Below are 12286 nucleotides of genomic sequence, written 5' to 3'. Positions count from 1 at the left end.
GGTGATCGTCAGCCTACTGATGGTCAAGCGCCTTAGCTACCTCCGGCGTACGATGACGGCATGCCCCGAGCCCGTCCCCGCCCCGAACCGGGGACGCTTGACGCGCTCCCGGCACCGGGCACGGGCGTCCCGGCCGAGGCGGACGGAGCCGGCGAGCTCGGCCGGATCCTCCGCGACGTGCTCGGCCTCGCGGCAGGATTCGAGCGCCGGCTCGGCGGCGTGCTCGATGTGAACCCCACCGACATGAAGGCGATGGAGCACCTCATCCAGGCGGGCTCGCTGTCGCCCACCGAGCTCGCGGGCCGCCTCGGGATCTCCACCGCCGCCGCGACGCTCGTGGTCGACCGGCTCGTCGAGGTCGGCCACGTCGACCGCCGCCCGCACCCGCACGACCGCCGCCGGGTCGTCGTCGTCCCGCGACCCGCCTCCGTCGGCCGCGCCATGGCGGAGCTGATGCCGATGATCGGCGGCGTCGCGCGCGCTGCCGACGCCCTGACCGACGCGGAGCGCGCCGCCGTGACGCGGTTCCTCGGCGAGGTGCGCGAGGTCTACCGGGAGGCGGCCGCGGGTCCCGCGGGATCCGGAGCCGCCGCGGAGCCGCCCGACGGCCGATGATCCCGTCCCCGTCCATCGCGCGTGCATCGGGCGCTCGGGCGGCGTCCACCCTGTTCGGGGATGATGGACCCGCATCAACCACCACCACCACGACGACCATGCGGCCCGCGGGCACGCGGCAGAGGAGGACCATGACCGGGACCGAGCGGAACACGACCACGCCGACGCGGGGACTGGTCCTCGGCGGCGGAGGCGTCGCCGGGATCGCGTGGGAGACGGGCCTGCTGTCCGGACTCCTCGCCGCGGGCATCGACCTCGGCGCGGCCGACACGGTGGTCGGCACGTCGGCCGGATCGGTCGTCGCGATCAACCTGCGCGCGGGCGCCATCGCCGCCGCCTACGACGAGCACTTCGTCGACGTCGCGGGCATGGCCGAGCCGATGGGGAGCCGCGACCTCGCGCGCACCGTCGAGGTCATCGGGGAGGGCATCGCGAGCACCGCGGGCGAGATCCCGACGCGCCAGAGGATCGGCGAGCTCGCGCTCGAGGAGTACGACCCCGAGGTGGACGACGCGGCGAGCGTCGAGCGCATCGGCCAGCTGCTGCCCATCCGCGACTGGCCCGAGCAGGATCTCCGCATCACCGCGGTCGACGCCGGTACGGGCCGCTTCACGGTCTTCGACAAGGCCTCCGGCGCCGACCTCGTGCGCGCGTCGGCCGCGAGCTGCGCCGTCCCCGGCGTCTTCCCGCCCGTCACCATCGACGGCCGCCCCTACATGGACGGCGGCATGCGCTCCGGCACGAACGCCGACGTCGTCGCCGACCACGAGCGGATCCTCGTCATCGTGTGCGGCCCCGAGGCCCCGCAGAGCGGCATGGGCCCGACGCTCTCCACCGTGGTGACGCAGCTGCGCGGCCGGGCCGATGTGCTCGTGATCCAGGCCGACGCCGAGAGCACGGCCGCGTTCGGCGAGAACTCGCTCCTGCTCTCGACCCGCACGGCCTCCGCGGAGGCGGGCCGCCGCCAGGGCGAGCGGCTCGCCGAGGAGGTCCGCGCCTTCTGGGGCTGATCCGCGCCCGCACCACGACGAGGGGCCCGGCCGCGCACCGGCGGATTCTCGTGGTCGTCGCAACACCTGATGATTTAGATGGTTGTCAGTAGAGCACGCATTCGCTCGGCTGGGGTGTCCCAGTCGAGCGTTTTGCGTGGTCGGCCGTTGAGCTGCTGAGCGACATGTTCGAGGTCGGCGGAGGTATGGGCGGCGAGATCGGTGCCCTTAGGGAAGTACTGGCGCAGGAGTCCGTTGGTGTTCTCGTTGCTGCCGCGTTGCCAGGGTGAGTGCGGATCGCAGAAATAGACCGGGATTCCGGCCTGGATGCTGATCTGGCGGTGGCTCGCCATCTCAGCGCCCTGGTCCCAGGTCAACGATCCACGTAGGTGTGCAGGCAGGGTGCTGATCAAGGGCACGAGCACGTCACGGACTTCCTCGGCGGTATGCCCGCCGGGGAGATGGCCGAGCATGACGTAGCGGGTGGTGCGTTCGACCAGAGTCACGATCGCGGACTGTGAGCTCGTGCCGACGATCAGATCACCCTCCCAATGCCCAGGGACTGCCCGGTCCTCGATCTCCGCGGGCCGGTCAGCGATCATGACCATCGGGTCCACGAACCGTTGAGTGCGATGCTCTGGGCGGGTGCGGGGTCTGCGGCGGGTGCGGCCGGTGCGTAACGCGTCGGCGACTTCGCGGCGCAGTCCGCCGCGGGCCTGGACGTAGATCGCTTGGTAGATCGTCTCCGTGCTCACCCGCATACTCTCCTCGCCCGGGAACTCCCGAACCAGCAGGCGGGAGATCTGCTCCGGTGACCAGCGCAGCATCAGCTTGCGTGCGACGTAGTCCCGCAGCGGCCCGTCCTGAGCGAGCTTCGCCCGCTTCGGACGAGAGCGGCTCGCTGCCCAGGCCCGGTGCGCCGCGTGGGGCTGGTAGGTCCCCGCGACCGTGCGGGCATCGAGCTCGCGTTTGATCGTCGATGCCGGCCGACCCAGAACCCGCCCGATCGCGCGCAGCGACAGGTCCTGACGGCGCAGATCCGCGATCGTCTCCCGCTCGATCACGGTCAGGAACCGCGGATGCAGAACAGCGTCGACAGCGGGCAGACGCGGTCCCGTGATGGTAGCCATCCCGGTGTTGTACTCGATCCGCCGACCATCAGCATGAATCCGAACACTGCCCCGCTTCATCCAGCCGCGGTCCCAGTCCTGCGCAGTGCGCTCATGCACACCGACCCGCGACGCGGCTACCCGCCGGGACATCCCCTCCACGCGGAGCCGCTCGTACTCGCCACGCCCTGGATGCCCCGCTGTACCGGACTTCCCGCGCCCACGCACACCAGCCGTGCGCGCCCACCCGTACGCGGTGTTCCGACTCACCCCGACCACAGCCGCAGCAGCCGTGATGCTGCCATCGACCCGGTCCAGTACCTCGAAGAACTCCCGCCGCAACTCACCCGAAACCACGATCCCCGCAACCCCCTGAACTCAGGGTGTTGCGGGGACCACGAGAATCCGCCGCCTCCGGCGAGCGCGCAGGGACGTCCCCGTGGCTCGCCGACGGGCGCCGCCGAGCTGGAGGATGTGATCTACGCATCCGCCGCCGACCACAGCGATGCGATGGAGGCGCTCCTGCAGAAGGGCGACTTCGGCTCGATCGTCGACGTCCTCGTCGCGATGGGGCTCGACGAGAAGATGCGGGGGAAGCGGAGCGGGTGGCAGCGGCTCGCTGAGCGAAGCAGCCGGGGAGGAGATCTGCGGGAAGGCGTCAGATACGCCGACCCCTGCTCCATCACCCCTGTCCCTACGCACCAGAAACCGGAGAGGGTCCCAGCTCGCCGAAGGCGCCTGGGCTCATGCAGGTGATGCCCATGCTCACGTCCAAGCCAGCCCGGACCCCGGCCGCGCCTATGCCATGCTTCCCGACGGCGACAGGGCTGCACTCCAGCCGTACCTCGTGCCCGCTTCGTCGACCAAGTCCGTCACCCTCTCCCCAACGGACGCGGTGGAGACAACCTTCACATCGGAGGACGAGGCCCTCATCCGAACGAGCGCGGTCGGAGACTGCTGGACGGGACAGGTGAGGACGACCGCTCATGCACCCGTTGGCAACGCGATCTGGGATGTCCGGGTCGAAGGGGCATGGTGCGGAGGGGCCACGGTGAGCTCGGCCGCATCGCATCGCTCGTGGTCCACGAATCGCCGCGCCCGGTTGGCAGGACAGGGGCGAGATCGGTTCAGGGGCGGGCTACTCGGCAGGTCCGGCGAAGATCTGGGCGCCACGGAGGATGGTCGTCGGCGCGGCCGGCCGGGATCTGCAGACGACACAGCAGTGCGCGCGCATCACGCGAACCGCACGCGGGAGTGTCAGAGGTAACCTTGCCTGCTCGACCATCGGACGCCCTCGTGCCCGCGGCCGGGGAATCGACCACATCCACCGTCCGCGACTCATCAGCGGTGATGCGATCGGTGATCGTCGCGCAGGGTCTCGCGACGGTCGTCTCATCCGTGCTGTTCTTGCCGCTGGGCGTGGCGTCGATCCTGCCGGCAGGCGGACCGCCCACGAGACGACGTGCGGGCCCGCTCCGCCGACCTGCGACCCTCCTGATCGGATCCGCCGCCCCGGGTCGCGCGCGATGCCACCGCCGTAGGCTGATGCATGGCCTCAGACACCGCACCCCGCGACCCGTCCGCACCCCTCTACCTCGACGTCGTCGACGGCTGGTGGCGCGCCGCCAACTACCTGTCCGTCGGGCAGATCTACCTGCTCGACGACCCGCTGCTGGAGCGCCCGCTCACGCGCGACGACATCAAGCCGCGCCTGCTCGGGCACTGGGGCACGACCCCGCTGCTGAACTTCGTCTACGCGCACCTCAACCGGGCGATCATCGAGCGCGACCTCGACATGATCTACATCGCCGGCCCCGGCCACGGCGGCCCCGGCATGGTCGCGAACGCCTACCTCGACGGCACCTACTCGGAGCTCTTCTCCGCGGCGACGCCCGACCGCGAGGGCCTCCGGCACCTCTTCCGCCAGTTCTCGTTCCCGGGCGGCGTGCCGTCGCACGCGGCGCCGGAGACGCCCGGATCCATCAACGAGGGCGGCGAGCTCGGCTACTCCCTCGTGCACGCGTACGGCGCCGCGCTCGACAACCCCGACCTCGTCGTCTCCTGCGTGATCGGCGACGGCGAGGCGGAGACCGCGACGCTCGCCGCCAGCTGGCACCTCGACAAGTTCCTCGACCCGGAGACGGACGGCGCGGTGCTGCCGATCCTCAACCTCAACGGCTGGAAGATCGCGAACCCCACCGTGCTCGCGCGCATCCCCGAGGAGGAGCTGCTCGCGCTGTTCACCGGTTACGGCTACTCCCTGCGGATCGTCTCGGGGGGCTTCGACGGCGAGGACCACGCGGCCGTGCACGAGCGGTTCGCGCTGGCGCTCGGCGACGCGCTCGACGAGATCAGCCGGATCCAGCTCGCGGCCCGCACGGGCGGCAGCGACGAGCGCCCGGCCTGGCCGATGCTGATCCTCCGCACCCCGAAGGGCTGGACCGGCCCGAAGGAGGTCGACGGCAAGCAGGTCGAGGGCACGTGGCGCGCGCACCAGGTGCCGCTCTCGGGAGTTCGCGACGACCCGGATCACCTCCGCCAGCTCCAGGAGTGGATGGAGAGCTACCGCCCGCACGAGCTCTTCGACCGCGACGGCCGGCTGACGCCCGCGCTCCAGCCGAACCGCCCCGAGGGCGACCGGCGGATGAGCGCCAACCCGCATGCGAACGGCGGCCTGCTCCGCCGCGACCTCCGGCTGCCGCCGCTCGAGGTGAACGCGGTCGACCTGAGCGACGGCCGCGGCGTCATCGCCGAGCCGACCCGCGTGCTCGGCGGCTGGCTGCGCGACGTGATCGCCCGCAACCCGCTCGACTTCCGGATCTTCGGCCCCGACGAGACCGCCAGCAACCGGCTCGACGACGTGTACGAGGTCACCGCGAAGGCCTGGCAGGGCGAGGTGCTGCCGGTCGACGAGCACCTGGCGCACGAGGGCCGGGTCATCGAGATCCTCAACGAGAACATCACGCAGGGGCTTCTCGAGGCGTACCTGCTCACCGGCAGGCACGGGATCTTCACGTCGTACGAGGCCTTCATCCACATCGTCGACTCGATGTTCAACCAGTACGCGAAGTGGCTCGAGTCGAGCTCAAAGGTGGAGTGGCGGCGGCCGGTCGCGTCGTTCACGTACCTGCTGTCGTCGCACGTGTGGCGGCAGGACCACAACGGCTTCTCGCACCAGGACCCGGGATTCCTCGACCACGTCGTGAACAAGCGCGCCGAGATCGTGCGCGTGTACCTGCCGTTCGACGCGAACTCGCTGCTCGTGACCATGGACCACTGCCTCCGCGGCACGGATCTGATCAACGTCGTCGTCGCGGGCAAGCAGCCGACGGCGAGCCTGCTGTCGCTCGAGGAGGCGCGGGCGCACGGGGCGCGCGGCGTCGGCGTGTGGGAGTGGGCGGGCACCGAGGTGCCGGGGCTCGAGCCGGACGTGGTCGTCGCATGCGCGGGCGACATCCCGACGGTGGAGGCGATGGCGGCGGTGCAGATCCTCAAGCGGGAGATCCCGCAGCTGCGCGTGCGGTTCATCAACGTGGTCGACCTGATGCGGCTGCAGGACTCGACGCAGCACCCGCACGGCCTCGACGACGGGTCCTTCGACGCGCTGTTCACGCGCGACAAGCCCGTGGTCTTCGCGTTCCACGGCTACCCGTCGCTCATCCACCGCCTCACGTACAAGCGCCACAACCACGAGAACATGCACGTGCGCGGCTTCGTCGAGCAGGGCGGCACGACCACGCCGTTCGACATGCTGATGCTCAACGACCTCGACCGGTTCCGGCTCGTGATGGACGTGATCCGCCGCGTGCCGCACCTCGAGACCACCTACGCGGGCCTCTCGCAGCGCATGGACGACGAGCGCATCGCGCACCGCGTGCACACGCGGCAGTACGGCGAGGACATGCCCGACGTGTCGGGCGCGGAGGGGCTGCCGTTCGCGGATCCGTCGCGCCAGGTCGCGATCGACAGCGGCGACGACAATGCCTAGCGGCGCGGGGACGGGATAAGGACGGCACCATGATCTACGCGCGCATCGTGGAGGCCCGGGTCCGCTCGGTGTTCGACCGGATCAACGCGGGCGACCACATGGAGATGGTCGACGGGCTGGGGGAGCCCTTCACGTACCTGTTCCACGGCGACCACGCCCTCTGCGGTCGGCGCACGTCGCGCGACGCGATGATCCGCTGGTGGCAGCGCGTGCGCGAGGTGCTCCCGGGCGCGCGGTTCACCATCCACGAGGTCATCGTGCGCGGGGGTCCGTGGCGCACGCGCGTGGCGGTGCGGGCGGGGATCCGCGGCCCGCTCCCCGGGGGCGAGGTCTACAGCAACACGATGTTCCAGTTCATGACGCTGCGGTGGGGCAGAGTCACCGACGTGGAGACGATGGAGGACCTCCAGGTGCTCACGCGCGCTCGCGGTGGTCGCGGCCAGCGGCAGGGCGGAGGCGGCGGCGGATCCGATCGTGGGGTAGGTCGCACTCGAATCCCCGGGACCGCCGCATCCGCCGCATGCGCGCGCCGACCCCAGGAGATCGGCGCGCGCGTGCGTCTCGGATCAGCGTGCCTGCGCGGGCGGTTCCGTGCCCGTGGCGGCGCGCACGGCGATGCGCACGCTCCGGTCGACGTTCACGACGATCCGCGAGCGGTCGGCGCCCGTGCCACCGGCCCACCAGGTGGGGATCCACACGCCGTCGCGGATGTGCGAGACGCGCACCCGGTACGTGCCGGGAGCCACATTGGGGATGAACGTCGAGGAGCCGGGAATCACGCCGTACTGCTTCACGACGACGCCGTCCTGCAGCAGCTCCACGATGGCGCGCTGCTCCCAGCCGGGCGCTGTCACGCCGGCGAGGACCACGGTGACCGACGAGTCCTGCTTCATCCGGATGTCGAGGAACGGGAGGTCCGCGCCGCGTCGCACCGTGAAGACGGTGGCGGTCGCGAGCGTGCCCGTGCCGCCCACCCACTGCGGACCGTAGGACGGCGCCTCGTAGCGCGTCGTCTGGGCATACACGTAGTAGCGGCCAGGCGTGATCTGCGTGAGGCTGAAGCGGCCGGACTGGTCCACGCCCGTCAAGCGGCCGCTGCGCGGGCCGGAGCCCAGGAGCGCCGCGGTCTCGGGCACGAGGTAGACGGCGCTGGACTCCTCGCCGGCCGCGCCGGCCTGCAGGACGCCCTCGAGGCGGCTGCCCCGGGTCAGCTCGGCGTCGATCCCGGTGACCGCATCGGTGCCCACCACGGTGATGCGCTTCGCCCTGTTGCGGTCGTCGGTGTCGCCGTACCACTCGCCGATGTAGCCCTCGGGGTTCTCGAACGGGGCGCCGAATCGCACCTCGTACTGGCCGGGCGTGAGCCACTCCGATGAGATGCGGAACCGCCCGGCCGCATCGGTGCGTCCGCCGCCGACGGGCTCGCCACCGCGCACCGGGAACACCTCGACGTTCGAGCCCACGGCGGGTTGCCCGTCGCTCTGCGTCACGGTGCCGCTGATCGACGCATGGCGCACGAGGACCACATCGAGCCGCACCGCGCCGTCGTTCGTGACGGTGAAGCGGGTGGCCCGAGCGGGGTCGCCGGGCGCGCGATAGGGCTGGGAAGCGTAGACCCCGTCGACCTCCGTGAAGACCGAGAGCGTGTAGACCCCGGGCCCGAGGTCCCTCACCTCGAAGGAGCCGTCGACGAGCCGACCGTCTCGGCCAGTGCCGTCGGACACACGGCTGGCGCTCACGATGCCGTCGCCGAGGAGGTTCGCGTCCGTGGCGGATCCGAGGAAGACACGGCCCGAGACGACGCCGGTCTCGACGACCGGAGCCGCATCGGCGGCCACGACCGGCGCCGTCGGCGTGGTCGTGCGGGTCTCCGTCGTGAAGCCGGCGGCCGAGCCGGTGATCGTGGCCGTGATGCGCTTGCCGATGTCGGCGACGACGGGGCGGTACCCGTCGCTCGTCTCACCGGCGATCGTCACGCCGTCGGCGGCCCACGTGTAGGTGCGGTCCGCCTCGTAGGAGTACGTCTCGTTCGCCACGTCGAGGTACCCGCCCACGCGCGCCTCGCCGCGGATGACGAAGGTGCGCTCGGGGAAGGTGCCCTCCGACACGATCGCGCCCGCGCTCATGCGGGTGGTGGTGGCGTACCCGTCGCGGAAGGCCGCGACCGAGACGCTGAGCTCCTGGCCGAGGTCCGCGGCGGTGGGCTCGTAGGTGGCGACGTTCGCGTCGCGGATCGCCGTGGATCCGGCGAACCACTGGTACGCGAGGCGCGGGGAGGGCGACCACGAGCCGGGGACGGCCGTGACGGTGCCGCCGACGGTCACGGATCCGGTGATCGTCGGCACGGGCGCCGCCGTGAACGGGAGGCGGACCTCGGGCGCCCCGCCCTTCGGTGCGACCGCGGTCGTCGGCTCGCTCGTGCGGGTCGTGGACGGGTAGCGGGTCTTCACCGCGGTGACGGAGACGGTGAGCCGTTTCCCCTGGTCGGCCGCGACGAGCGCGTACGTCGCCCGCGTCGCGCCCGGGATGGCGACGCCGTCGCGCGCCCAGCGGTAGAGGAAGGTGCCGGGCGTCGGGGTCCACGTGCCGGTGACGGCCGTGAGCGTCGCGCCGACCTCCGTCGTGCCCCTGACGGTGGGGGTGGGCGAAGCGGTGAACACGAGGGCGGCGGGCGTCGCGGCGGTCGCTGCGGCGGACCCGGCGGGCGTGGGGGCCGGCGCGGTCGCGGCGGATGCCCCCGACGCGATCCCGACCTGGGCGGAGGCCACGAGGGCCAGCGAGACGAGGCCGACGACGGCCCTGCGGCGAACGGATGACATGGTGCTCCCGGATCCGGACCGGTTCGATGCGGCCCGGTCCAGTCCTACCGCGCACGCGGTGCCTCGCGCCGTACCCAGTTCGGGCTGACCCGATGAGGGGGGCGGCATCACCGGGCGGGGGCGAGCGTGGCGTCGACGCCCGTGACCACCTGCCCCCACTGCGAGACGACGATGCGCTTCGCCTGCGCCCGCTGCGTGCGGTCGCCCGACCACACCGCGCCGTACGAGGTCGGATCCCCCGGGGGCACGCCGAAGCGCAGCACGTAGAAGCCCGGCTCGAGGTTCTCGATGGTGTAGCGGCCCGCCTCATCCGTGGTGCCCGACGCCTCGAGCCGGCCGTCGCCCGTGGCGCGGAGCACGTCGACGGGGGAGTATCCGGCGGGCGCGCCCTCGGGGAGCATCACCGTGCCGCCGATGCTCGCGGGGGTGCGGAGCACGACGTCCACGCGGGTCGTCCGACCAGCCGGAGCCGTGAAGAAGCGCGCGTCCTGCCACTCGTTCACCTGCCCGAGGTACTGGGAGACCTCGGCTCCGCCGACCGTCAGGAAGGCGTGCAGCGTGTAGCGCGTGGCGGGCTGGGACTCGAAGCGGAAGGACCCGTCGACGATGTCGACGTTCTCGCCGAAGGGGATGCCGGACAGCTCGAGCGAGATGCTCCCGTCGCGGACGAGATTCCGGGGATCCACGCGGTCGAGGTAGACGCGGCCGACGACGATGGCGGTCGTGGCGTCGGCGGCGACGCGGGCGGATGGGGCGGGGTCCGCGGATGCGGGGGAGGCGGGGCCGGCCTGAGCTGCGGCGATCAGGGCCAGGGAGATGAGGCCGACGAGACCGCGTCGGCGGACGGATGGCATGGGCTGCTCCGATGGTCGGACCGGCGGGGTACCGGTCGGGAGACCGGTCTACTCCTCGACGGCGGCGCGGTCACGACCCCCGGTCGAGGGCCGTCAGCGGGCGGCGGCGGCCGTGCGGGAGGTCAGTGACCGGGCGGTCGGATCCGCCCCGAACTGCACGTAGATCGCCGGCAGCTGCCCGTCGAGCGTCGCCGTGTAGCGCGTCGCGGTGGCGAGCGAGCCGGTGCCGCCGGCCCACCGCGCCTGCTGCGCGGGGCCGGTGACGTACACGACGTACTCGCCGGGCGTGATGCCGTCGAGGCTGAAGCGGCCGTACCGGTCGGTGTACGCGACGAGGCCGACGGTGGGACGCACGCCGTCCACAGCCGACCCGACGGGCACGAAGCGCACGCTCGAGCCGGAGGAGCCCACCCCGTCGACCCGGTAGACCTGGCCCTTCGCGCTCGCGCCGCGGGACAGCTGCACGTCGATCCCGGTGAGCGGCGCTCCCCACCGCGTGACGGTGACCGGCGTCGCGCTCGCCTGGTCGTAGGCGTCCGAGTACCACTCCCCGATGAACCCCCGGGAGTCGGCGACGGGTGGTGAGACCCGGAGGAGGTAGTCGTCGGGTTCCACGTCCCGGAGGATGTAGCGGCCCTGCGCGTCCGTCGTCTCGGAGTCGACCGGCTTCCCGTCGGACGCGCGGATGGCGGTGACGGAGAGCCCCGACGCCGGCACCCCGCCCGTCGTCGTGACCGTGCCCTCGATGGTGGCGTAGCGCTTCAGCACCACGTCGACGTGCACCGTGCCGTCGGCGGACACCGCGAAGGTCTGGGCGCGGTCCGCCTCCTTGGTCTGCCCGTAGTACTGGTAGTAGTACGTCCCGTCGACGGCGTAGAAGACGTGCATCCGGTACTCGCCGGGCCGGACCCCGGAGAAGGAGTACGCCCCGTCGATGATCTCGGCGGCGGGGTCGTCGGTCGACGAGCCCTCCGCTGCCGCGTCCTCGAGGTAGATCGCGGCGTAGGGGATGACGTTCGCCGGATCCACCGAGCCGAGGTAGACGTTTCCGACCACCTTCCCGGTCGACGGCTGCTCGGGCAGGTCGACGCCCGCGGCCGCGACCGGCGATGTCGGCGCGCTCGTGCGGGTGGTGGGCGTGATGCCGGCGGCCGTGCCGGTGACGGACGCGGTGATCCGCTTCCCGGCGTCCGCGTCGACGGGCGTGTACGAGATGGAGATCGCGCCCGCGATGGCCACGCCGTTGACGGACCAGGCGTAGGCGAACGACGTCGGTCGCGGGGTCCACAGGCCGGCGACGGCGCGCAGCGGGCGGCCGACCTGCACGTCGCCGGTGATCACCGGGACAGAGGCCTCGGAGAAGGGGGCCGTGGCGGCGGGAGGCGTGGGGTCAGGCGTGGGCGCGGGCGTCGGATCGGTGGTCGGCGCGGGGTCGGGCGTCGGCGCGGTGGGCGTCGGCGTGGGCGCCGGCGGAGGGGGCGTCGTGGTGGCGGGCGCGACGGCCGCGGTCGGCCCGCTCGACCGCGCCAGGGACGCGTACCCGCCTCGGCGGGCGGTGACGGTGACGTTGATGCGCGCCCCGGCGTCTGCTGCGGTCAGCTTCAACGTGGATCCGGTCGCGCCGGCGATGGCGACGCCGTCGCGCCACCAGCGGTAGCCGAAGGTCGTCGGCTTCGGCGCCCAGTCGCCGGTGACCGCGGTGAGCGTGGAGCCGACGCGCGGTGTGCCGGAGATGGTCGGCTTGGGTGATGCGGTGAAGGCGGGCGTGGCGCGGCTGGTGCTCGTGCTCGTGGCGGTCGGCGCGTCCGCCGCTGTGGCGGCTCCCGCGAGGCCGGCCTGCGCGGACAGGACGAGCGAGAGCGACAGCAGCCCGATCAGGGCGCGTCGGCGTGGTGCGTGCATGGATCCCCCG

The 12286-nt window shown here is 72.2% G+C and carries 7 protein-coding genes and 1 pseudogene; 4 read left to right on the top strand and 4 right to left on the bottom strand.

Annotated elements, in window-relative coordinates:
* Nucleotides 1-60: 60 nt before the first annotated feature.
* Both CMS_RS14405 and CMS_RS14400 read left to right on the top strand, forming a co-directional pair.
* Nucleotides 61-615, top strand: coding sequence for a MarR family transcriptional regulator (locus CMS_RS14405; protein WP_041464745.1), 555 nt, complete (start codon nt 61-63; stop codon nt 613-615).
* Between the two features lie 131 nt (nt 616-746).
* The gene (locus tag CMS_RS14400) at nt 747-1625 is read left to right on the top strand and encodes a patatin-like phospholipase family protein (RefSeq protein ID WP_012300141.1); all 879 of its coding nucleotides are present in this window, start codon (nt 747-749) and stop codon (nt 1623-1625) included.
* A gap of 74 nt (nt 1626-1699) precedes the next feature.
* On the opposite strand, the gene CMS_RS14395 is transcribed toward CMS_RS14400, so the two are convergent.
* Complete coding sequence (locus CMS_RS14395) at nt 1700-2866, bottom strand: IS30-like element ISCmi3 family transposase (protein ID WP_076612010.1); 1167 nt, start codon at nt 2864-2866, stop codon at nt 1700-1702.
* A gap of 1396 nt (nt 2867-4262) precedes the next feature.
* Between CMS_RS14395 and CMS_RS14385 the strand changes: the two genes are divergently transcribed.
* Nucleotides 4263-6701, top strand: a complete 2439-nt coding sequence (locus CMS_RS14385; RefSeq protein WP_012300139.1) for a phosphoketolase family protein — start codon at nt 4263-4265, stop codon at nt 6699-6701.
* 29 nt (nt 6702-6730) lie between these two features.
* A pseudogene (locus CMS_RS18370) lies at nt 6731-7027 on the top strand (nuclear transport factor 2 family protein); the annotation flags it as partial.
* A gap of 240 nt (nt 7028-7267) precedes the next feature.
* On the opposite strand, the gene CMS_RS14375 reads toward CMS_RS18370, so the two are convergent.
* The 3 genes from CMS_RS14375 to CMS_RS14365 form a co-directional block, all read right to left on the bottom strand.
* A complete protein-coding gene (locus CMS_RS14375) occupies nt 7268-9520 on the bottom strand; it encodes a carboxypeptidase regulatory-like domain-containing protein (protein WP_012300138.1) in 2253 nt (750 codons plus the stop codon).
* Nucleotides 9521-9627: 107 nt separating this feature from the next.
* A complete protein-coding gene (locus tag CMS_RS14370) occupies nt 9628-10374 on the bottom strand; it encodes a carboxypeptidase-like regulatory domain-containing protein (RefSeq protein WP_012300137.1) in 747 nt (248 codons plus the stop codon).
* Nucleotides 10375-10467: 93 nt separating this feature from the next.
* Nucleotides 10468-12276, bottom strand: a complete 1809-nt coding sequence (locus tag CMS_RS14365; protein WP_012300136.1) for a carboxypeptidase-like regulatory domain-containing protein — start codon at nt 12274-12276, stop codon at nt 10468-10470.
* Nucleotides 12277-12286 lie beyond the last annotated feature (10 nt).

Origin of the sequence: Clavibacter sepedonicus, assembly GCF_000069225.1 — a bacterium.
GTDB classification, from domain to species: domain Bacteria; phylum Actinomycetota; class Actinomycetes; order Actinomycetales; family Microbacteriaceae; genus Clavibacter; species Clavibacter sepedonicus.
This window is presented reverse-complemented; position numbering and strand designations above follow the sequence as displayed.

Bases quoted from the DNA above. Each gene is read 5' to 3' on its own strand.
- CMS_RS14365 (WP_012300136.1), bottom strand. From the start codon at position 12,276: ATGCACGCACCACGCCGACGCGCCCTGATCGGGCTGCTGTCGCTCTCG.
- CMS_RS14400 (WP_012300141.1), top strand. From the start codon at position 747: ATGACCGGGACCGAGCGGAACACGACCACGCCGACGCGGGGACTGGTC.
- CMS_RS14395 (WP_076612010.1), bottom strand. From the start codon at position 2,866: ATGTCCCGGCGGGTAGCCGCGTCGCGGGTCGGTGTGCATGAGCGCACT.
- CMS_RS14385 (WP_012300139.1), top strand. From the start codon at position 4,263: ATGGCCTCAGACACCGCACCCCGCGACCCGTCCGCACCCCTCTACCTC.
- CMS_RS14405 (WP_041464745.1), top strand. From the start codon at position 61: ATGCCCCGAGCCCGTCCCCGCCCCGAACCGGGGACGCTTGACGCGCTC.
- CMS_RS14375 (WP_012300138.1), bottom strand. From the start codon at position 9,520: ATGTCATCCGTTCGCCGCAGGGCCGTCGTCGGCCTCGTCTCGCTGGCC.
- CMS_RS14370 (WP_012300137.1), bottom strand. From the start codon at position 10,374: ATGCCATCCGTCCGCCGACGCGGTCTCGTCGGCCTCATCTCCCTGGCC.